Below are 23,219 nucleotides of genomic sequence, written 5' to 3' on the forward strand. Positions count from 1 at the left end.
ATGTGTAGTTTTGAAACTTCAATAACTAATCCATACTTTACAAAAATAGCATTTAAACCTTTGCATACAAACTTATTTAATATCGTTTTATTAGCTTTTTTCCTAACAATAGGATCTGCTAAGTCGTATTCTCAAGATTTCCCTATTAAAGCGACAAAAATATCTACAAAAGAAGAACCAAAAACATTAAGTGTTAACGTAAAAGATTTGGTAAACGTTTCCGATACAATTAAAAAAGATACTGTAAAAACTAAAAAAGCACTTCTTGAGGGCAAAATTAAAAGAACAGCGCTTGGATATGAAAAAATAAATCAGAAGAAAAAACAGATGACTTTGTATGATAAAGCAGAGTTATACTATCAAGATATTGAATTGAAAGCCGGAATTATCGTTATGGATTATGAAAAAAACGAAATTTATGCTGGACGTTTAAAAGATTCGACTGGAAAATACACACAATTACCTGTTTTCAAACAAGGAACTAACGTTATAGAACCCGATTCTATTCGATTTAATTATAAAACAAAAAAAGCCTTAGTTTGGAATTCTAGAACTGAGCAAAATGATTTCAAAATTAAAGCTGAAGTTACCAAAAGAGAAAATGATTCCGTATATTTTATGAAACGTGCTCGATTTACAACTTCAAAAGATATTGACAATCCAGAATATTATTTCCAAACAAGTAAAGTTAAATTTGTACCAGGGAAAAAAGTTGTGGTTGGATTTACACACATGGTTATTGCCAATGTTCCCACACCAATTGCTCTTCCGTTTGCTTTCTTTCCGATGACTGAAACCAGCCAATCGGGAATTATTATGCCCACTTTCAACGATACAAGATTGCGAGGATATTCTCTTCAAAATGGCGGTTATTATTTTGCTTTGAGTGAAAATTATGATTTAGCGCTTTTAGGCGATTATTACACTAATGGAAGTTATGCACTTCGAGGAGAATCAGCTTATGCGAAGCGATACAAATACAGAGGTAATATAAATATTCGTTTTGAAAACCTAATTACAAGTGAAAGAGGTTTTCCAGATTATTCAAAAAGTAACATCTATAATATTCAATGGTCGCATTCGAAAGATCAAAAATCGAATCCAAATTCTCGTTTTTCAGCTTCCGTGAATTTAGGAAGTAGCACTTATTTTCAGCAATCTATTAACCAAATAAACAATAATTCAAGGTTAAACAATACGTTAAGTTCTTCTGTGTCCTATTCAAAAACTTTTAATTCAATTCCTCAAGTTAACATGTCATTGAGTGCCACTCATTCTCAAAATACGCAGACCAAAACCATAAATATGACTTTACCGTCACTTCAAGTAAGCGTAGATCGTATCTTTCCATTTGCGCCGAAAGACGGAGCTAAAAAAGGTTTTTTCAAGAATATTAATTTGCAATATTCCTTGAAAGCAGACAATCGAATAGCAACAACAGATGAGTTTTTCTTTAAACCCCAAATGTTTAGAGATGCGAAATCAGGAATTCAACATTCTATACCCTTAAGTACAAATTTTAAAATATTCAAATTTTTCAGTGCTTCTACAACTGTAAATTACAATGAAGTATGGTATTTAAAAACAAATAAAAAGAGTTTTGATGTGCTAACAAATAAAGTTATTGATACTGATGTAAATGGTTTCGATGCTTTTAGAACCTATTCGTTTAGTTCAAGTTTAGGAACAACAATATATGGAACATTTAATTTTGGCGACAAAAAACGCATTCAATCTATCCGGCATGTAATGCGACCATCTGCTTCATTTAGCTATACACCTAGTTTTGAAAAATATTTTGACACTTATGCCTCCGATGGAAGCGGAACTATTATTAAAGAGTATACTCGTTTTGAGAAAGGAATTTATGGTGCTCCAGGACTTGGAAATTCCAAAGTGGTAAGTTTCGATTTAAGCAATACTTTTGAAGCTAAAGTTAGAGATCGAGATTCAACAAAGACAGAGCCGAAGAAAATAATGTTATTGAACAACTTGAATTTCCATACTGATTACAATGCAACTTCCGATTCGCTAAGATGGTCACCAGTTAGAATTAGTGGAGGAACAACTTTTTTTAACAACAAAATGAATGTGAATTTTGGAACGACTTTAGATCCTTATGCAATTGACAATTCAGGAAGAAGAATCAACACTTTCAATATAAATAATGGTGGAAGTTTGTTTAGAATGACGAGTTCCAATATGACTTTAAATTATTCATTATCTAGTAAAGATGGCGATGATAAAGTTAAAAAAAATGATCAAGGGGAACGAAATGGAGGGCGTCCAGATGATTTATATGGAACCAATACTGATTTTAGTGACCGAAGACAAAGCCAGTTTAACGATAAAGATAAAAAAGATGATAAAGTCAACGAGTTTTTCAAATCAAAATTGCCTTGGGATTTAACCATGGCGTATTCTCTGACATATAGTAATATGAATAGAGAAAATAAAATAATCGGAAATTCCTTGAGCTTTTCGGCAAATGTAGATTTGACTCCTAAATGGAAAGTTGGTCTTTCTTCTGGTTATGATTTTGCCAATAAAGGAATCAACGGCGCGCAACTTCGATTTGAACGCGATTTATTGAGTTGGCGAATGGATTTCAATTGGATGCCAATAGGACCTTATGCAAATTGGGGTTTCTTTATTGGTATTAAATCCAGTGTGTTGAGTGATATCAAATGGGAAAAAAGAACAACTGCTGACAAACAATTACGATAAAAATATATGAAAACAATAATTTACACCGATAAAGCGCCTGCACCAATTGGACCTTATAACCAAGCGATTTTAGTTGACAATACCCTTTATACTTCTGGGCAAATCGCTTTAAATCCAACAACTATGGAATTAGTTTTGGATACTATTGAAATAGAAACTACACAAGTAATGGAAAATATGAAAGCGGTTCTTGAAGTTGCGAATATGACTTTTGCAGATGTTGTGAAAAGCAGTATTTTTATTTCAGATATGAATGATTTTGCAAAAATAAATACTGTTTACGGAAGTTATTTTGATGAAAAAACTGCTCCCGCAAGAGAAACGGTACAGGTTGCAAAACTACCAAGAAATGTAAATGTAGAAATTTCTATGATTGCGATTAAGTAAAAAAAAAGAAATAAAAAAACGAATTTGAAAAAATCAAATTCGTTTTTTTATGATGAAAATTCGCTTATTTCTAATTCAATAAATGAAATTGAATCAGACCGTCAATTGGTCTTCTCAATACATTTCCAATCGTTAAACCATTGAATTCCAAAACCTCTTTTAATTCTTCTTTGAGATAAAAAGCAATTGACCCAATAAAATGAACGGGAACTTCTTTGCAATTTTCATATTGTGTAATATAATTATCAACAAAAACTTGCATGTCTTTTCTAACCAACTTTTGACAATATTCTTCGTCTTTGTATTGAATTAAGAACTTTGCAAAAGTTGCCATATAGGCATTTGGATTTGGTTCTTTATATAAATTATGTTTGATTACATCGGCTTCCAAATCGTATGCTTTTTCAAATTTCTTTGCTAAAGCAGCTGGCATTTTACCAAAATAATAATCCCGAATTAATTGTCGTCCAAATTGGTTTCCACTACAATCATCCATAGCAATATAGCCCAAAGATTGTACTTTTTGATGCAGTACATTCCCATCAAAATAACTACAATTTGAACCTGTTCCTAAAATACAAACAATTGCTTTTTCATTTTTGGGAGTTGTTGCATAAACGGCGGCGTACGTATCTTCGTGAACGACTATAGCGGCATTTGGAAAATATTCTTGAAATACTCCGTGCAAAAAATTTTTCATTCTATCAGTTCCGCAACCCGCACCATAGAAAAATAAATTAGATACATTTTCTCTGTTTAGAGAAATATCAAAACGGTCATTTAAACGAGTAATAATTTCCTCTTTCACAAGAACTTCAGGGTTTAGTCCTAATGTTTGTGTTGTAAATAATATTTTTCCAGTTTCATCTATCGAAATCCAATCGGCTTTTGTAGAACCACTATCAACTAATAATTTCATAATTAAAAGGTATTAGGCTTAAATAAGTTAGTCGCAAGTTTTAGTGTCGTAAAGTCAAAAGTCTGTAAATAGTAAAAAACTATTTATAATCAGCGAAATACAATAAATTACATATTTTAAAATACGACACTTTATTAAACATACTGCTTATATACAAAATCCCCAAACAAAAATCTGAGGATTTCATATTTGTATTATTTTAAATTAGCAATGTGAACTGACAAGTCAATCAATTTACTTGAATATCCATATTCATTATCATACCAAGAAATGATTTTGAAAAAAGTAGAATTCAATCCAATTCCTGCATTGGCATCAATAATTGAAGTTCTTGTATCAGAAACAAAATCTTGAGAAACTACTAAATCTTCAGTATATCCTAAAACACCTTTCATGGTAGTTTCAGAAGCTTTTTTCAGTACAGCCATGATTTCTTCATAAGACGTTTCTTTGGCAACTTTTACAGTTAAATCTACCACAGAAACATCCGTTGTAGGAACACGCATTGACATACCCGTTAATTTTCCGTTCAATTCAGGAATAACTTTTCCTACTGCTTTTGCTGCACCTGTAGAAGAAGGAATAATATTTACACTTGCAGCACGACCACCTCTCCAGTCTTTTCTTGAAGGACCATCGGTTGTCATTTGCGTTGAAGTTGTAGCATGAACAGTAGTCATTAAGGCTTCAACTATTCCAAAATTATCATTAATAACTTTAGCCAATGGAGCCAAACAGTTTGTAGTACATGAAGCGTTTGAAACGATTAAATCAGTTGCTTTTGCAGTTTCATGATTTACACCCATAACAAACATTGGTGCATCTGCTGATGGTGCAGAAATAATTACTTTTTTTGCTCCACCTTTAATATGTTCTTGAGCGGTTTCGATAGTTGTGAAAAAACCAGTACATTCTGCGACTACATCTACTCCAACTTCATCCCATTTCAAGTCTGCTGGATTTCTTTCGGCTGTAATTCTGATGTGTTTGTCATTAACGAAAAGTTTTCCATCTTTAACTTCTACTTTTCCTGCAAAACGACCGTGAACTGAGTCGTATTTTAATAAATAGGCCAAGTGATCTACATCTAATAAATCATTAATTGCAACTACTTCAACAGTATCTCTGTTGTATGATTCTCTAAATACAATTCTTCCAATTCTTCCAAAACCGTTAATTCCTAATTTTACTGTTGACATTTTTTTTAAAAGCTTTAGGCAATAAGTACTATACTTTATGCCGGTTATATAATTAAATCTAATTTTTCAATTTAAGCCAATGACCTAAAATAATTTTGTTTCTTATGTTGACATAATATCTGAAACTCTCAATAATTCTTTATCAATTTCAGTATGTCCTTTAATGGCTTGTTCCAATGGAGTCAACGTTATTTTATCCCCCAAAATTCCTACCATATAATTTGATTTGCCTTCTAATAATGATTCCACAGCTTTCACACCCAATCTACTTGCCAAAACCCTATCAAAACAAGATGGCGAACCACCACGTTGCATGTGACCCAATACCGAAACACGAACATCGTATTCTGGTAAATTGGCTTCAACATAATCTTTTAGTTCAAAAACGCTTTTACCTATTTTATCTCCCTCGGCAATTACAACTATACTTGAAGATTTTCCTGAAGATTTACTTTTCTCTAAAGATTCTAACAAACGTTCCAATCCTAAATTTTCTTCAGGAATTAGAATTTCTTCAGCACCAGCGCCAATTCCTGCGTTCAAAGCAATGTGTCCTGCATCTCTTCCCATAACTTCTACAAAGAATAATCTGTTGTGAGAACTGGCAGTGTCACGAATTTTATCTATTACTTCAATGACAGTATTTAAAGCTGTATCGTAACCCAAAGTGTGACTAGTTCCAAAAATATCGTTGTCTATAGTACCCGGAATCCCCATAACTGGGAAACCAAATTCACTATTGAATACTTCAGCACCTGTGAAACTTCCGTCACCGCCAATAATTACAAGCGAATCGATACCCGCTTTTACCAAATTGGCGTGGGCTTTTTTTCTTCCTTCAACTGTCATAAATTCTTTAGAACGTGCCGATTTCAGAATTGTGCCCCCTTTATTGATAATGTTATTCACACTTCTAGGCCCTAGTTCTTTAAAATCACCGTCTATCATCCCCTCATAACCGCGATAAATCCCGATACATTCGATGTTGTGATAGGCACAAGTTCTAACAACAGAACGAATGGCAGCATTCATTCCAGGAGAATCTCCCCCAGAAGTCAAAACCCCTATTTTTTTTATTGTATTACTCATTTTTAGTGTATTAAAATGTAAACATACTCTATTTCACGCTTTCAAAAAGTGCATTTTTTATTAAATTAATAAATTGTTCAAATTCAAACGTTTTCGTTAATAAGTTTTTTAAAATAGATTCTCTTCTGTCATTTGAATCAAAAAAAATAAAAATTTTATCTTAATTAGTATTTAATTTCAGGGAAAATATTTTAATCACCATCTTTAGTTAAAACTCCTTCAGTATTTGCTTTTACCTTCTTTGAAGATTTACTTTTTTTAGTCTTGAAAATAGTTCCATCCGATGGTAATTCAGAGTCCAATTGAGTATTCGGTTGACTCACTTTCTTTGCAGGAGATTTTTTATTAAAAATCGTATTCACCAATTCTTTGAAAGTGTCAAAATCTATTTGATAGGTTAAACCTAATCCTTGCGTATATCCAATTCCTTGACCTATATAACTAATGTCATTTTCCTTATTAAATACTCGTAAATTTAGTGTACCCGCTTCATTTACTAAATATTGAACTTCTACATCGCCTACAATTGCTGATTGATTTATTCCGCCAATTGGGACACCCAATTTGCCATTAAAAGTGATTTTGTCATTAATTTTAGAAGATACCGTAACTCCAAATCTTCCATTTGTTTCAATTCCTGGTCGATTATCCGCCAATATATAATCTATTCCCAAATTGAATTTTCCTTCTTCATCTTTAAAAATATCATTGAATAATCCACTCGCTTTTTCAAATAAATTCCCTGTCAAATCAGATTGGCTCACTCCAAGAGGACTCAAAAAATCACCTGATGAAAGTAAATATAATGCTTGTTTTTGTCGGGCATCTCTGTCGTCTAATTTATATTGTATCTCCGATTTCAGAACTGAACTAACTGTTGGAAAATTGATTGAAAAATCGGGTTCTGGATTGCTCAAATTACCTTTTATTCCAATGACAACTTCCACTGGTACTTTTTTGTTAAAAGAGGTATTGTCTAATAAAACTGCGGGATTTGCAGTAGTTTCATACACAGCTTCCAGGTTCAAAATGGCACGAAGCGGATCGCCTTCCCAAACTATTGAACCAAATTTTTTGACCTTAAATTTCTTGTCAATAAGTCCGCCATATTTAAAATTATAAGTTCCTTCATAGACTTGGAAATCACCCGTCATAATAAATTTTCCTAAAGTATTTATTTCTAATAAAAGATTTCCATTCCCTCGACCTTTCATTCCATGTCCTGAATTTCTATTTAAAATTACTTCAATTTCTGCTTTTTGATTGATGTCTAAATTAAATTTTAATTCTAATCCGTTATAGTTTCTTGTTTTATCAAACACGCCTTTTCCAAGATTATATTTATCTTTTGTGGTTAGAAAATGGATATAATCATTTGTACCGACGGCATCAGCATCATTAATAGGTATTTTAATTGCTGTACCTTTCTCTGATTTTGCATCAATTTTTATCAATAATCCATTTGTTGGACCAGTTATAGAAGCAGTTCCATCTATAAAAGCCGTTCCAAAATAAGCCGCATCTTCCCTATCTTGTGTATCTAAAGCTAAAAACCGATTCGAATTTATTTTTAAATCCAATACCCAATCTGAAAATTTATTATGTCGAACTCTCCCTTCTAAAATTCCTTTTGAAGCATATTTAGAATCCATAATTATCGCATTTCTAACTATAAATAAATTTTCTGTAATATCTACTATTGACTTATTTTCAAATTCGTAATTCACATTCATATAAGGAATCGATATTCCCGAATTATCCAAATACATTCTACCGTTTACTTTTGGATCTGACAATGGTCCCTCGATATTAGTACTTCCAGAAGCAAAACCCTTAATATTTGTAATGATATCGCCTCCTATAAGTCCTAAAACGCCTAAGTTAAATCGGTTAAACCGTAAATCTAAATTTGTTGTAGTTTGATCATTTTCTAAAACAAAATCACCTTTTGCATTGAAAGATTCTACATTTTCATTTTCAATTGTAGCGTTTACATAAAACTTTTTCAAACTTTCGTCACCTGAAACGTCTAAATTCAATTTGCCTAAAACTACTTTATTTATGCTCAAATTATCAATAAACAAAGCTGCTGTAGGCTGAAAGATTTTATTTTCTTGTTTTAAATTGATACTTCCATTCAAAATTCCATTAAATGTGAAATTTGAAATATCTGGAGTTAATTTGTTGATGTCAATATTGGTAAAATTCAAATTTAAATCTTTTGTGTCAACCCCTTTTAAAAACCCTTTTAAATCTATTTTTTGATTTTCGTGTGATAAAACAATTGCGTCTATTGAAAAATTCTTAAGTTCTTTATCAAATATAATTTTGTTTTGATTGTTCTCATTTTCATTTAAAAACCACAAATAATCTTTAAATTTTATTTCTGATTTTTGAATTCCAACTACATTATTGTTTTGTTTATCAATTGTATGAAAGAGGTTTAAATTGTAATAATCCTCTGCTTTGTTTCCACCTTTAAATTCCGTTCTTATGTGTAAAGTGTCTTTTTGAGTAACATTTATCAAACTAAATTCAGATATCTTGTAACTCTTAGTTTTAATACTATCCATCGAAATATAAGCGTTGTACAAAGGGTTTTTGTTGTCCACTCGGATATTTATCTTATCGAAATAATTTTCAAATGCGGCAATTTGTGGCGAATTAAAATTGAATTTAAAATCGTTATTGTCTGAATTTATTGACCCTTGAAGCACCGTATTTGGAGCCACCGAAATTCCAGGATAGAAAACCTCGATGATTTTATTATACACTGAAAAATCAAATTTCAAGAACTGCCCTTTTATAACTTTGTTCGGAGAATAATTGGCGTAAAGACTTCCTAACGAATTTTCAATCATCTTTTGAAGTTGACTAATTTGGAATTTTCCAACTACTTTTCCTTGAACAATATCAGGAGAATTGAAAGAAATTGTTCTAATATTATTTTCATCAAAACTAGATTTCAAATCAAAATCATCAAAATAATACGTGTCTTTTACATTTTGATATGACGTGTTTTTAATATTTACCGCTCCTTTTAGATTGTCTAAATTGGTGCCCGTAACTTTCATGTCAATAACACCTTTGAATACTGAAATAGAATCTGATTTTACAAAATTCAACTTTGCTAAATTAGCATAATCAATTTTTGCATTGAAATTATAATTGATGTCTTTCTTTTCCAAATCTACTAAACCGTCAAAATCCATAAATAAATTAGGATCATTTACATAAATTTTCCCTTTAAATAGTGGTTTTTTAAAATTTCCATTGACAACAATATTTGTATAATTGTATCCTTTATAATTAATTTTATAAACATCCCCAGAAAATGATGTGTTTAAATTTGCCACTTTAAAGCCTTTTCCATCAATATCTAAATTCAAAGTAACCGTTCCCAAGTCTTTCTTTGAAAGGAATTTTCCAATATTGAATTGCTCTAAAATTACATTTCCAGAATAAGAAGAATTATCGATGTCATCTATAGTAGTCATCTTCAATTTTGACTGAATATTCCCCAAAGCGGTGGTCATATAAAAATCTGCATCGATAGTAGAAGTCGTAATTTCAGTTTTACCTCTCAAATTAAACTGCCCCAATTTACTAAGTGAACTCGGTAATTTCTTACCTAAAATGGTGGGTAATAAAGATGATAAATTTTTATAATTTGAAGAAACTTTATTGAAATTTCCTTTCATATAGAAATTGTGACCTTTCGTTCCCAAAAGGTTTTTGAAATTTACATTTCCAACTATTTGTGAATTATTCTGGTCAATCAAATTCAATTTTGAAACGTATAAATCATTCAAAGTTCCTCTGATATTTGAAGATAATTTGAAATGTTGATTTTTTCCTAACTCGTTATAAAAATAACGAATGTCATTAGTAGCAAGCGATGCCGAATCTACTTGAATGTCAAATTGTACTTTATTATTAAAATCTACAAAATCTTTTCTATCATAATTCAGAACCAAATTTCCTTTCAGAAAAGACTCTTTTGTAAGAATATTGAATTTTTCTAATTTGATATGTTTTAAAGTATACGCAAAATTACCATCCAAATTTTCAACAAACAATCCACGATGGTCTAAAAAAGACATTTTCATAATGTTTGTAGTAATTTCAGGTCCAAATATTTTAAAATTACTCAATTCAATATTGAGTTTTTTAAAATCTAAATCTTTGGGAACGATATGGTTTTCATCTGTTAAAATAAAAGTACTATTCGAAATATAAACATTCTTAGATTTCATCAAAAACTTTTTCGTTGACTTCTTTCCTGAATCAAAAAGAGCCACAAATTTTTCAATGTTGGAATCTTTTTCGCCTTTATAAGTCTTCAAGTTAAAGTACAAACTATCTATTCTAATTTCACCAAAAAGCAAATCGCCATTGTATAGTTTTTGGAAACTCAAAACATTCGTTTTAATGCTTTTAGCTGAAAATAAAGTGTCTTTTCGATAATCTCTAACAAACACTTTTTTAAGTTTCACACCCCCAAAAATGGAAACGGAAACCTGCTCCACATTAATATCTGCTTTATACTCTTTGCGGAGCATTTCGGTAACATATTTACCGATTTTCGTTTGAACTACAGGCAAAGAAAGGGAAATACCAAGTACCAATAAAAGTAGGATTAGTCCTAAGAGCGAACGAAATACTATTTTTTTAATTTTTTTGATACCTAATCTTGTTAATTAATTGATATAAATTTTATTTTGACTGTTTAAACGAGAGCACCTTAAATAAAAATTCTTTAATTTTGACTTTTCCGAACTTTTTTAAGGAATGGAATATCAAATACAAATCAAAATTTATGCCCTTTTATGCTTAATAAGCCCATTTTTATACTCGCAATAGAAAGTTCTTGTGACGATACGGCTACCGCTGTTTTACAAAACGATGTGGTTTTGTCGAATGTTGTTGCCAATCAACTCATTCATAATCAATACGGTGGCGTTGTTCCAGAACTTGCTTCTCGAGCACACCAGCAAAACATTGTTCCTGTTGTAGCTGCTGCACTTCGCAAAGCGAATATACAAAAAGAACAGTTAACGGCAATAGCTTTTACACAAGGGCCGGGATTAATGGGTTCGTTATTGGTGGGAAGTTCCTTCGCAAAATCATTGGCATTGGCATTAAACATTCCATTAATTGCTGTAAATCACATGCAAGCCCACATTTTAGCCCACTTTATTGCAGAAGAAGGATTTGAAAAACCAACCTTTCCATTTTTGGCTTTGACAATTTCTGGTGGTCATACCCAAATTGTGAAAGTAACCGACTTTTTTGAAATGGAAATTATCGGTGAAACCACAGATGATGCAGTAGGAGAAGCCTTTGATAAAAGTGCAAAAATCCTCGGATTGCTTTATCCTGGTGGGCCTTTAGTTGACAAATATGCACAATTAGGAAATCCAAAAGCATTTGCATTTACAAAACCAAAAGTCCCCGGATTGGATTTTAGTTTCTCAGGATTGAAAACCGCAATATTGTATTTTATTCAGAAAAAAGTAGCAGAAAATCCTGAATTTATTGCTGAAAATTTGAATGATATTTGCGCTTCAATTCAACACACAATCATAGAAATTTTGATGGACAAGTTGAAATTGGCTGTCTCAGCTTCGGGAATTAATAAAATCGCTATTGGCGGTGGCGTTTCCGCAAATTCTGGAATTCGAAATACACTAAAAGCAGCCGAAAATAAGTACGGTTGGAAAACCTATATTCCAAAATTTGAATACACCACAGATAACGCCGCAATGATTGGTATTGTCGGTTATCAAAAGTTTTTATTAGAAAATTTTGAAACTTCAGATGTCGTTTCTAAAGCAAGAATTCAATTTTAATTTATATGCAATTATTCTACAATCCCAACATAAATCAAACTACCGAAAGCTTTTCTTTTGATAAAGAAGAAAGCAAACACATTATTAAAGTAATGCGTAAAAAAGGTGGTGATATATTATTCGTAACTAATGGTTTAGGTTTTTTATTTAAAACAGAAATTGTTTTAGGTTCCGATATAAAATGTACCGTTAAAATTGTGTCTATTGGAAAATCGGAACTACCGAAATACCATTTGCATTTAGCGGTTGCACCCACGAAAATGAACGATAGATACGAGTGGTTTTTAGAAAAAGCTACGGAAATGGGCATTTCAGAAATCACCCCAATTATTTGTGATCATTCGGAACGAAAGTTTGTGAAAAGCGATCGTTTTGACAAAATATTGCAATCAGCAATGAAGCAATCGGTGCAATTTTATTTACCAAAATTAAACGAACCAATCACTTTTAAAGAGTTCATAAAACAAAAAAACGAAGGGTTACTTTTGATTGCGCATTGTGAAGAAACCGATAAAAAATCATTGAAATCGGTTGTAAAACCAAATGAAAGTGTAACATTGTTAATTGGTCCTGAAGGTGATTTCTCCAATAAAGAAATTGCTCAAGCACTTGAAAATAAATACACACCCGTAACTTTGGGAGCTACCCGTTTACGAACAGAAACCGCAGCAATTGTCGCGTGTCACAGTATTGTTTTTATTAATGAAAGCCCCCTAGCCCCCGAAGGGGGAATTAAAAGTAATGTGTAATTTGAAATCCATTTTATGAAAAAAATATATGTATTAGTTATACTATTTTCTTTAAATAGTTTTTCACAAGAAATTGCGTTGTTAAAATACAGCGGAGGCGGCGATTGGTATGCAAATCCAACTTCTTTACCGAATTTAATTAAGTATTGCAATCAGACTATAAATACGAAGATAAAGCCAAAAAATGCAATTGTAACCCCTAGTAGTCCTGATATTTTTTCCTATCCTTATGTTCACGCGACTGGACACGGAAATGTCGTTTTTAGCCCTTCAGATGTTGAAAATCTTAGGAATTATTTGACTTCTGGAGGTTTTCTACACATTGATGATAATTATGGAATGAACGAATACATCAGAAACGAGATTACAAAATTATTTCCTAATACTGCTTTGATAGAAATCCCTGCCAATCATCCAATATTTCAAAAACCAAATTCATTTCCAGCTGGGATTCCTAAAATTCACGAACACGATGGCAAACGCCCACAAGCTTTTGGAATTTTCATAGACAACAGATTGGTTTTATTATATACGTATGAAACTGATTTAGGTGATGGTTGGGAAGATGCAGATGTTCATAACGACCCGTTTGAAGTTCGAGAAAAGGCACTGAAAATGGGCGCTAACATCCTGAATTATATTTTTAATAATTAAATTATATAAAATAGTTTGGACAGCTCGCTCTTAAATCCTGAAATTCAAAAATTCATAACTGCAAATATTGGTAATGATAGTTCCAAACTTGCCCTTCAAAAAAATCCTTTTCCAGAAGTTAATTGGATTGCAATTTTAAATCAAATAGCTGCCAAAACAAAAGCTAAAGACAAACTACCCACGTTTTTTAAAACGGAAAATATCATTTACCCGAGTAAAATTTCAGTAGAGCAAACTTCCTCTGAAAAAACAGCACTTTATAAAGCTTCGATAGTTGAAGGAGAAACTTTAATGGACTTGACGGGTGGTTTTGGAGTTGATGCTTTGTATTTTTCAAAAGTGATGCAAAACGTTATTCATTGTGAAATTGATGCCGAATTATCAAATAATGTGAAGCATAATTTTGAGGTTTTAGAAATTCAAAACATTCAATGTAAATCGGGTGATAGTTATACTTATTTGAATAAAACGCAAACTAAATTGGATTGGATTTACATCGATCCGTCTAGGCGAAACGAAACAAAAGGCAAAGTTTTTATGCTTAAAGATTGTTTGCCAAATGTTCCAGAATTACTGCCTTTTTATTTTACAAAATCGGATAACATTTTAATAAAAACCGCACCGATATTAGATATTTCAGCGGGATTATTAGAATTGTCAAATGTGAAATGCATTCATATTGTGGCAGTTGACAATGAAGTCAAAGAATTAATTTGGGAATTATCAAAGAAATTTGCTGGCAATCCTACTATTAAAACCGTCAATATTACAAATAAAAATAAAGAAGAATTTGGTTTTAAATTGAATTTAAATAATCATTTTTCAAACTATAGTTTACCTAAAAAATACCTTTACGAACCCAATAGTGCCATAATGAAATCGGGCGGTTTTGACGAAATAGGCATTCAATACCAACTTGACAAACTACACCAGCATTCTCATTTATACACTTCGGAAGAAAAAATTGATTTCCCAGGAAGGATTTTTGAAGTTCAACTAGCTATTTCATACTCAAAAACCGAAATGAAATCCTTTTTAGAAAATAAAAAAGCGAATATTACTACTCGTAATTTCCCTGATAGCGTTGAAGAAATTAGAAAAAAATGGAACATTAAGGATGGAGGAAATTCTTATTGTTTTTTCACAACCGATATGAATAACCATAAAATAGTTTTAATTTGCACCAAAATAAAATAAAATGAAGCAGTTACTTTTCTCAATTATTATTCTACTTACCATAAACTTATTTGCTCAAAAACCTTGCGATTACAGCGTAAATGTTAAAGATAGCCTTGGAACATACAAAGAAACTAAAAGTAATATCGTGCAGGAACATGTATTTGGAAATACCTCAAAATATGTATTTTTTGCATTAGCAATAACAGACGAAATGCCAACTTTGACGGTTCAAATCCTACAAAAAAGTAAAGATTTTATAAAAGTAAATTGCTTTAATAAAAATTCTAGACTTTTCTTAGAATTGGAAAATGGAAAAATTGTGACCCTAATTGCTGCTGATCAAGAAAATTGTGGGGCACCCGTAAAAGACGATTTAGGGTTTAATAACCGGATTTTATCGGGAACTTTTATGTTTTTAAAAGGAACGCTCGAAGATTTGCAAACTTCACCCGTTTCTTCCATGAGAATTAAATTCACCACCGAAACTTTGGATTATATCTTTAAGAAGAAGTTAGTTTCCGAAATGGACGGAAAAACCTATAATCCGGGGAGTTATTTTATTGATAATTTAGCCTGTGTACTTAATTAATCACACTTCCATTTGAAATTAGATACCCCATCTGATTTGGCGTTTTTCATATTATAATGCCACCATTCCGAATCAAAAGATTGAAAATCGCACCGCAACATAATTTTCTTCAACAGCTTTCTGTTGTCCAAAATTGCCTTAGAAAAGTTTTTGTTATCGTGACTTGCTTCAATTCCGAAAAAGTCAAATGGCGTTCCCATATCCAGTTCCACACCGTTTTTATCCACCAATGAAATATCAACTGCTCCGCCTCTGTTGTGAATGGAGCCCTTATTGGGATCGGCTACATAGATAGGATTGGAAACAATAGTCCACATTTTTTTCTGAATGTCCAACGGGCGGTAGCAATCGTATAATTTGATTCTAAAACCCTTTTTCATGAATTTGGCATTGGCTTTCATTATGGCTTTAACGGTTTTTAGACGCAAATAGCATTCCGCACAATCATAAACCTTGGCTTTCAGGAAATTATCCTCGGTAGCATATTTCATATCATATACCAAATCCAAACTGTAGGATTTCATATTTACAAAGGTAGTATCGTTCAAATTCCCAAAAGGGAGTATTGGGGTATTTGAACCTTCTGTAACATGCGCAATAGAATGTGATTCCTTTTGCTTTTTATAAACCCAATTCGTTTTACAAGAAACCAAGAACAAACATCCGATAAGTATATAAATTTTTGAGTTTACTGACATATTGCTATAGTTATGAGTTGCAAAGTAAGGTATTAATTATGAGTTATGAATTATGAGTTATGAGTTATGAGTTATGGGTTTGTTGAATTGGTTAATCGTTGAATCGTCTCTTGTCTCATCGTCTCTTATCTTCTTTCGACTTTAAGACATTCAACTATTTTTTTTAACCACAAAAGGCATAAAAGTAAAACAAAAGAAACAAAGGTTTTAACACAGATTGCACAGATTTAAATAGATTTTATTTTGTCTTTTAGTCTAATGTCTATTATCTATTTGTCTATTATCTATTTGTCTATTATCTATTTGTCTATTATCTATTTGTCTATTATCTATTTGTCTATTTGTCTATTTGTCTATTTGTCTATTTGTCTATTTTCTCTTTGTCTCTTTTCTTAACCGCAAAGAGCGCAAATAAAGAAAGTATTTCTATTTTGTCAATCTGAATTTATTTCAGATTCTTTTTTCATTGAGATGCTGAAACAAGTTCAGCATGAAACTATCACGAGTGGATTAATTAGTCCCGATAGCTATCGGAATCTGTGTTAATCTGTGGCAAAAAACACTCCCCATTATTTCACTATATATCTCGTTTTATTGAGATGACCAACACTTTCAAATAAATTCATTTCCACTCCTTTTTTCAAATCTCTGCTTGCTGTGGCAGACGATAAATCTTTAAATATATTCATATAGACTTTTCTGTTAAACTCTTTTATTCCGAGTTTTAAAAAATACTCTAAACGATCACTATCTTTTAGAATTCTATTATTGTAATTGAGCAAAGCTTCCAATGATTTTTCAATAACGCCAAGCATATATTCAATGAAGATAGTTGACTTCCCAAATTTATCACTTAATGCTAATGATTTATAATATTCTTCTTGAGTTTTGCTGATTAATGTCTCGAAGGGTAAAAACTCAAAGACTGGATATTGAGACGCTAGAATCAGAGTTTGCCATAATCTTCCCATTCTTCCGTTACCATCAAGGAAAGGATGAATGAATTCCATTTCGTAATGAAATACGCAACTTTTTATCAACATTAATTCATCAGAATCTTTAAGATATTCAAATAAATCTTTCATTAAATACGGAACATTCTCATAAGGCGGAGCAATGTGTTCGACATTTGTTCCTTTAATTATTCCAACGCCTTGTTTTCTATACTTTCCAGCACTTTCAATCAATCCATTCATTAACTGAAGATGTGCGTTTAAGAAACTTTTATCAGATGAAAATTTATATTCTTCCAGTTTTTCATATACCTTAATGGCATTTAAAACTTCCAAAACATCTTTTTCAGGACCTATTACTCTTTTGTTTTCAATCAAAGCAGTGATTTGCTCTTCAGTCAATTTATTACCTTCGATTTGTAGCGAAGAATGAATTGTTTTGATTCTATTCTGTTTGCGGAGTTGCGGAGATTGTTTGCTTAGATAATTAGCGTTTACTTCTCCCATTTTCTCTGAAATAGAGCTTATCAGTTTTAGAATTTTGGGCGTAATCTCGTAAGGTGGATTCATTGATAACATCATTTGATAGTATCAAAAGTAGTTTTTTTTGGTGAACCCGCAAAATTATTGTTGCCAACTTCAGTATAGAACCTAAAACCTTCCATTTTTAACCGCAAAGAACGCAAAGGAAAAAAGTTATGAGTTATGAGTTATGAATTATGAGTTATGAATTATGAGTTATGAATTATGAATTATAAGTTATGAGTTATGAGTAATGGGTTTGTTGAATTGGTTAATCGTCCCGATAGCTATCGGGATTTGGTTAATCGGTTATTTGTGAATTCGGAATTCGTATTCCTTTTTTTAGTCTCTTGTCTCATAGTCTCTTGTCTCTCAGTCTCTTGTCTCTCAGTCTCTTGTCTCTTGTCTCACTTCTCATAGTCTCTTCGTCTATTATCTTTTATCTATTTATCTTCTTTCGACTTTAAGACATTCGACTTTAAGACTTATTTCCTTAACCGCAAAGAACGCAAAGGAAAAAAGTTATGAGTTATGAGTTATGGGTTATCGAACCTATAACCTATAACCTATAACCTATAACCTATAACCTACAACCTATAACCTATAACCTATAACCATCAACCATCAACCAACAACCTACAACTCACAACCCCAAAACGTATTTCATTTTTTTAAGTTCGTAAAGATACTACGTTAAAAAAACACATTGTACATTTTTATACCCAATTTTGTACTATTGTTTCAAACAAAATATATTATTTTGTAATAAATATAAACGCTTTTGTTTTTTCGTGTGGGAACACGAGTATATCTAACCAAAAATAACCGAATTTATTATGAAAAAATTACTACTTAATCAAAGAAATCTTTTGAAAGTTTTTTGTAGCCTGAGCTTTGTGCTGCTATTTGTTAACGTGAGTTGGGGGCAGACGACAGTGTTTAGTGAGACATTCGGTACTACTGCTTCGTCTCCTTATACTGGGGGTACTTCTACAACACCCTCTAATATCTCATACACGGTATCCACAACTAATGCCACCATTTCTAGAGTATTAGATGGGTCAGATGCGTATGTGAATTTTGTAAGTTCTAATGTATCTTCCAGACCATACTTATTGGCGCCTTTTTCGAGTTTATCTAACATCAATACAACGCTTTCGAGCAATACAGTTCCTGTAGAGTGGACTTTCAACATGAAAACTCAACGGGGAACTGTTATGAGTAGTAACTCTAGCTATTCGGATGGGAGTTACTATTCAGTTGTCATTTTGTGCGCAACAAGTTCAAACATTACATCAACCACAACAGGAACAAACGGATACGCTGTAATATTTCAAAGACTTACAGGTTCTACAACTCAAAACTCTATTCGTTTAGTAAAATTTAATAATGGACTCATATCTACAAGTACTTATACGAAACTAATAGAAAGTGCAGCGTTAGTTAACCTTACAAGGTCACAGAGTGTAAAGGTAATTTATACGCCAACTGGTAGTAGTGCTGGTACTTGGGAATTATTTACACGAGAAGACGCTACTTCTACAACTGTTAATCCAACAACAGGAACGTTAACAACTGCAGGAACATCAACGGATGCTACCTATACAGGAACGGCTATGACACATTTTGGTGTACTTGCAAGTCTTAATACTTCTACAAGTGTAGCAAATTCATTTCAGTTTGATAACTTGAGAATTGCGGTTTACACCCCAACAATTAATGCTCCTTCAGTGAATACTCTTAGTGGTTTTACCGCTACTAGTAGCACCTCATCAGCGGAGCAATCCTTTACTATTAGTGGGCAATATTTAACCAATTCAATTGTAGCGACAGCGCCAAGTGATTACGAAGTTTCAACCACATCAGGCAGTGGTTTTGGGGCAACAGCAACACTAACAAATACCGCAACCCAATCGGCTATTATTTATGTAAGGCTCAAATCGGGCTTGGCAGATGGTTCTAAAACAGGCAATATTACAATTGCTTCAACTGGTGCAACCACTACAAGCAGCTATACCGTTGCTTTATCGGGTAGTGTGGCTTCAACACCTACACTTGTTCCAAATGTTGCATCGCTTACACAATTTGCCAATACAGCAGCAGCGGCGAATAGCGCTTCGTCCAACTTTACTTTGTCGGGTGTTAACTTAACATCTGGTAATGTAACCGTAACAGCTCCCACTAACTTTGCTGTTTCTACAAATAACAGCACATTTAGTAGCTCGGTAACTATTACACCAAGCAGTGGTGCTGTTTCTTCTACCATATATGTTCGCTATAGCCCTACGGGTAGTGGTGGCTATAGTGGAAATGTAGTTATAGCTTGGTCGGGTCTTACAGACCAAAACGTTTCGGTTAGTGGTTATTTATCTACGTTTTATTACAAATTAGGGTCAACATCATTGGCAACTCCAGCAAACTGGTCTGGTACTGCTGACGGAACAGGTACTTCGGTGCCAAATAATTTTACAACTGATGGTGTAACCTATAAAATTCTTTCAAGCACAACAACAACTGATGTTTCATGGAATGTAGCTGGAACAGGTTCTATTATCTCCGTTGGTGACCCTTCAGTAGCAGGGGTTACTTTAACCCTTGCTAGTGGTTTTGACATTACAACAGCATTTAGCCCCGTTGTAGGTAATGGTGCAATAGATATTCCAGCTGCCCTTTCAGGTGCGAATAGTGTTGTGTTACAAAATCCAGGATCGCCTCCAAACTTTGGTACTATGCATGCAACCTCAGAAGTGCATTATCAAGCTGCAATTTCCACAGGAACAACCAAAACTTTTGGCAAAATTTTTATAGAAAATAATTCCTCTGTATCGTTTTCTGGAACTCCTACTATTCAAACAACATTAAATGTAGCGGCTGGATCTACTCTATCAACAAGTTCAACATCTTCAGTTTACATAACAGTTAATACTGGAGGAACTGTAGTTATTAACGGTACTTTATTGGTTTCAAAAGCAAAAGGCTTATTCGTTTCAAATACACCTGGCAGTTACGGTGGAGCAATTCAATTTTTTGGTACTGAGAATAATCTAACACTTGGCGCATTAAGCACGGTGGAGTACAATAAAGCAACAAATGCTTCAGTCTACTCTATCACCGGTATGCCTTACGTGAACTTGACAATTAGTGGATTGGATAATAATAAAACATTAGCAAGCGCAGCCACCGTTTCGGGTACATTAACTTTAAATATTAGTGGAACAAGCACTGTTACTGGTCTAAGCTACATAACTTTAGCAAATGGTGCCACAATAGTTAGATCTGCGGGTAGTTTTGACGCTGCTCCTATTTTTGGTGCATCTGTAAATGTTAGTTATAATGCCAGCAAAATGACTGTTAGTGCAACAACAATAACGCTAAGTTCTACATCTGTAACATTATCTGCAACAAATACTAATATTACCGTTGGAATGGGTGTAAGTGGTTCAGGAATACCAACTGGAACTACAGTTACGTCTATATCAGGAACAGCCATGACGCTTTCAAATGCAGCAACTGCAGCTGGTACAAGTGTTGCACTTACATTTGATATCTATTTACCTCAAACATCCAGTTTTGAAATACCAACTACAACTACAGTATTAAATAACCTTACAATTAATAATTCCGCTGGTGTGACTTTGGGGGCTAATACAACAGTAAATGGTTTGTTAACCTTAACTTCGGGTGTATTTGCAAAGGGTTCTTCTTCAATAACTTTAGTAAATGGTGCCACAATAGTTAGAACTGCAGGTAGTTTAGATGCTGCTCCTACTTTTGGGTCAACCGTAAATGTTAGTTATGGAGGAACGCTTACCACACAGTCCGGTACAACTACTGCAAGTAGTTCAAGTGTAACATTATCATTAGCAAATGCATTGATAGCTGTTGGAATGCCCGTGTCAGGTACAGGAATTGCTGCAGGTACTACTGTTTCAAGTATTTCAGGAACTGCGCTTGGACTATCTACAGCTGCTACAGCTACTGGCACAGGTCCTGTCACCTTAAGTTTTGCTTATAATACAGCTTTAACATCAAGTAATGAAATTCCTACCGATGCTACAAAATTAAATAACCTTACTATCAATCATCCGGCTGGTGTGACTTTGGCAAGTGCAACTAATTTAAACAACAAGCTAACCGTTACTTCTGGTGTTTTAACCACAGGAGGTTTTCTAACCCTAAAATCAAAAGAATGTTGTACGGCTTATGTTGGTCAATTAGCTGCTGGAGCGGTTTCAGGTGACGTAACCGTAGAACGCTACATTCCTGCAAAACGTGCTTGGAGAGCGTTGACGGCTCCGGTTGTGGGAAGTACCAACAACAGTGTTTTTTATAACTGGCAAAATAATGGTAATTCAGGAACTTCAACTAGTACAGGAGTAGAAATTTGGTCTAATGCTCCAACAAATGCAAGTGTTACTACTGGAGGTGGCGGTAGTTCAATGCTTTCCTATAGTTCATCAGGCAATAGTTGGTCAGGTATAACAGATACCAGTACAACAGCGTCTTTGTTTTCGGCAACACTTAACAGTCCTTTTATGGTTTTCCTTACAGGGCCGTATGCTAGTACCAATATTTCAAGTGGTGCAACTGCTACAACGCTAAAAGCTACTGGATCTTTAATAATTGGAACCCAAACCTATGCAACAACAGGTTTACAATATACTTTTATTGGAAATCCGTATGCAAGCCCATTGAGTTTAACAGCAATGCTTGCCGATACTGATAACTTAACTAATTTTAGTAACGGTATTTGGATTTGGGATTCCAACGGGAATGCAACTGTTGGTTCTTATAATTACTTTGATAAAATAGCGAGTGCATACTCTTACACTCTCCTTACAACTTCTATTTCAAACCCTATTGTATCAACAGCCGAGATACAATCAGGTCAGGCCTTTTTTGTGAAATCTGTTGCTAATGCAACATTTTCAATCAAAGAAGCACACAAAGGCACTTCAGTAATCAACACGGTTTTTAGAGATGCTGCACCTGCTCAATTATTGCGTGTAGGTTTGTACAAACAAATCAACTCCGAATGGTCGGGTCGTGATGGTGCCATGACAGTAATAACCCCAGATGCAGATGCCAATCAAACACCTAACAAAATGGCTAACGGAACCGAGAATGTTGCGTTTAATAAAAACTCAGGACTTTTTGCTAGTAACCACCACTTGCCATTAATAGCGTCAGATGTTTTGAATGTTAAAGTTTGGAATACTACGGCGGGAACGAATTATAAACTGAAAATCTATACCGAAGAGTTCACATCTAACCTGACTGCCACTTTGGAAGACTTGTTTACCAATGCTAGAACGCCATTACCTTTGGATGGTAGCGCAGTTGACTATCCATTTGCCGTTACTACCGATGCCTTGAGTACTGGAAATCGTTTCAGAATTGTGTTCCAAACTTCGGCTTTGGGAATCAACAATCCAAAAGCAAATGGTTTCAGTGTTCTTCCAAATCCAGTTACCGGAGATTCGTTTCAAGTGAATTTAGGAATATTGGCAACGGGAACCTACTCCTACTCTATCTGCAATGCTTTGGGTCAAGAAGTTGAAAAAGGGAGTATTAACAATGTGGCTCAAAACACGAATTACACCGTGAAATTCAGAGAAACAGCGGCTACGGGTATCTACATTATGAAAATTAAAGGAACAGACAATTCGGTGTTTACCGCTAAAATAATTAAAAAATAAAAT

The 23,219-nt window shown here is 33.3% G+C and carries 14 protein-coding genes; 8 read left to right on the forward strand and 6 right to left on the reverse strand.

Going from position 1 to position 23,219, the window contains the following annotated elements; all coding sequences use genetic code 11:
* Together AC9UEH_RS04590 and AC9UEH_RS04595 are read left to right on the forward strand one after the other, a co-directional pair.
* Complete coding sequence (locus AC9UEH_RS04590; protein WP_509528918.1) at positions 1-2,727, forward strand: putative LPS assembly protein LptD; 2,727 nt, start codon at positions 1-3, stop codon at positions 2,725-2,727.
* 6 nt (positions 2,728-2,733) lie between these two features.
* Positions 2,734-3,114, forward strand: a complete 381-nt coding sequence (locus AC9UEH_RS04595) for a RidA family protein (protein WP_509528921.1) — start codon at positions 2,734-2,736, stop codon at positions 3,112-3,114.
* Between the two features lie 70 nt (positions 3,115-3,184).
* On the opposite strand, the gene AC9UEH_RS04600 is transcribed toward AC9UEH_RS04595, so the two are convergent.
* The 4 genes from AC9UEH_RS04600 to AC9UEH_RS04615 all read right to left on the reverse strand — a co-directional run bounded on the left by AC9UEH_RS04600 (position 3,185) and on the right by AC9UEH_RS04615 (position 10,949).
* Positions 3,185-4,033, reverse strand: a complete 849-nt coding sequence (locus AC9UEH_RS04600) for an N-acetylglucosamine kinase (RefSeq protein WP_509528923.1) — start codon at positions 4,031-4,033, stop codon at positions 3,185-3,187.
* Between the two features lie 194 nt (positions 4,034-4,227).
* Positions 4,228-5,232 (reverse strand): type I glyceraldehyde-3-phosphate dehydrogenase, encoded by a 1,005-nt coding sequence (gap, locus tag AC9UEH_RS04605; RefSeq protein ID WP_509528926.1) that lies wholly within the window; start codon positions 5,230-5,232, stop codon positions 4,228-4,230.
* Between the two features lie 102 nt (positions 5,233-5,334).
* Complete coding sequence (gene pfkA, locus AC9UEH_RS04610) at positions 5,335-6,321, reverse strand: 6-phosphofructokinase (RefSeq protein ID WP_509528928.1); 987 nt, start codon at positions 6,319-6,321, stop codon at positions 5,335-5,337.
* A gap of 191 nt (positions 6,322-6,512) precedes the next feature.
* Positions 6,513-10,949: a translocation/assembly module TamB domain-containing protein gene (locus AC9UEH_RS04615; protein WP_509528930.1), complete on the reverse strand. Its 4,437-nt coding sequence runs from the start codon at positions 10,947-10,949 to the stop codon at positions 6,513-6,515.
* 201 nt (positions 10,950-11,150) lie between these two features.
* On the opposite strand from AC9UEH_RS04615, the gene tsaD reads away from it, so the two are divergent.
* Genes tsaD through AC9UEH_RS04640 form a run of 5 tightly spaced genes read left to right on the forward strand, consistent with a single transcriptional unit; the run spans position 11,151 to position 15,344 of the window.
* Complete coding sequence (gene tsaD / locus AC9UEH_RS04620; RefSeq protein WP_509528933.1) at positions 11,151-12,173, forward strand: tRNA (adenosine(37)-N6)-threonylcarbamoyltransferase complex transferase subunit TsaD; 1,023 nt, start codon at positions 11,151-11,153, stop codon at positions 12,171-12,173.
* A gap of 5 nt (positions 12,174-12,178) precedes the next feature.
* Positions 12,179-12,922, forward strand: a complete 744-nt coding sequence (locus AC9UEH_RS04625; protein WP_509528935.1) for a 16S rRNA (uracil(1498)-N(3))-methyltransferase — start codon at positions 12,179-12,181, stop codon at positions 12,920-12,922.
* 15 nt (positions 12,923-12,937) lie between these two features.
* Entirely contained in the window at positions 12,938-13,576 is a 639-nt protein-coding gene (locus AC9UEH_RS04630; protein ID WP_509528938.1) for a DUF4159 domain-containing protein, read from the forward strand.
* A gap of 15 nt (positions 13,577-13,591) precedes the next feature.
* Complete coding sequence (locus AC9UEH_RS04635) at positions 13,592-14,773, forward strand: THUMP-like domain-containing protein (protein WP_509528941.1); 1,182 nt, start codon at positions 13,592-13,594, stop codon at positions 14,771-14,773.
* A 1-nt stretch (position 14,774) separates the two neighbouring features.
* Entirely contained in the window at positions 14,775-15,344 is a 570-nt protein-coding gene (locus AC9UEH_RS04640) for a hypothetical protein (protein ID WP_509528943.1), read from the forward strand.
* Here the strand turns inward: AC9UEH_RS04640 and AC9UEH_RS04645 are convergent.
* Both AC9UEH_RS04645 and AC9UEH_RS04650 read right to left on the reverse strand, forming a co-directional pair.
* On the reverse strand, positions 15,341-16,042 hold the full coding sequence (locus tag AC9UEH_RS04645) for a M15 family metallopeptidase (protein ID WP_509528945.1): 702 nt from the start codon (positions 16,040-16,042) through the stop codon (positions 15,341-15,343). The two genes, AC9UEH_RS04640 and AC9UEH_RS04645, sit on opposite strands and share 4 nt — an antisense overlap.
* Before the next feature lie 569 nt (positions 16,043-16,611).
* The gene (locus tag AC9UEH_RS04650) at positions 16,612-17,565 is read right to left on the reverse strand and encodes a Fic family protein (protein ID WP_509528947.1); all 954 of its coding nucleotides are present in this window, start codon (positions 17,563-17,565) and stop codon (positions 16,612-16,614) included.
* A 788-nt stretch (positions 17,566-18,353) separates the two neighbouring features.
* On the opposite strand from AC9UEH_RS04650, the gene AC9UEH_RS04655 reads away from it, so the two are divergent.
* Positions 18,354-23,216 carry a T9SS type A sorting domain-containing protein gene (locus tag AC9UEH_RS04655; RefSeq protein WP_509528950.1) on the forward strand — a complete coding sequence of 1,621 codons (4,863 nt, stop codon included), beginning with the start codon at positions 18,354-18,356 and terminating at the stop codon, positions 23,214-23,216.
* Positions 23,217-23,219: the final 3 nt, after the last annotated feature.

Source organism: Flavobacterium sp., assembly GCF_040402835.1.
Classification (GTDB): Bacteria; Bacteroidota; Bacteroidia; order Flavobacteriales; family Flavobacteriaceae; genus Flavobacterium.

What these genes read in the sequence shown, in the direction of transcription:
- pfkA (WP_509528928.1), bottom strand. Translation starts at nt 6,321, where the DNA reads ATGAGTAATACAATAAAAAAAATAGGGGTTTTGACTTCTGGGGGAGAT.
- AC9UEH_RS04625 (WP_509528935.1), top strand. Translation starts at nt 12,179, where the DNA reads ATGCAATTATTCTACAATCCCAACATAAATCAAACTACCGAAAGCTTT.
- AC9UEH_RS04655 (WP_509528950.1), top strand. Translation starts at nt 18,354, where the DNA reads ATGAAAAAATTACTACTTAATCAAAGAAATCTTTTGAAAGTTTTTTGT.
- tsaD (WP_509528933.1), top strand. Translation starts at nt 11,151, where the DNA reads ATGCTTAATAAGCCCATTTTTATACTCGCAATAGAAAGTTCTTGTGAC.
- AC9UEH_RS04630 (WP_509528938.1), top strand. Translation starts at nt 12,938, where the DNA reads ATGAAAAAAATATATGTATTAGTTATACTATTTTCTTTAAATAGTTTT.
- AC9UEH_RS04645 (WP_509528945.1), bottom strand. Translation starts at nt 16,042, where the DNA reads ATGTCAGTAAACTCAAAAATTTATATACTTATCGGATGTTTGTTCTTG.
- AC9UEH_RS04590 (WP_509528918.1), top strand. Translation starts at nt 1, where the DNA reads ATGTGTAGTTTTGAAACTTCAATAACTAATCCATACTTTACAAAAATA.
- AC9UEH_RS04650 (WP_509528947.1), bottom strand. Translation starts at nt 17,565, where the DNA reads ATGAATCCACCTTACGAGATTACGCCCAAAATTCTAAAACTGATAAGC.
- AC9UEH_RS04600 (WP_509528923.1), bottom strand. Translation starts at nt 4,033, where the DNA reads ATGAAATTATTAGTTGATAGTGGTTCTACAAAAGCCGATTGGATTTCG.
- AC9UEH_RS04640 (WP_509528943.1), top strand. Translation starts at nt 14,775, where the DNA reads ATGAAGCAGTTACTTTTCTCAATTATTATTCTACTTACCATAAACTTA.
- AC9UEH_RS04595 (WP_509528921.1), top strand. Translation starts at nt 2,734, where the DNA reads ATGAAAACAATAATTTACACCGATAAAGCGCCTGCACCAATTGGACCT.
- gap (WP_509528926.1), bottom strand. Translation starts at nt 5,232, where the DNA reads ATGTCAACAGTAAAATTAGGAATTAACGGTTTTGGAAGAATTGGAAGA.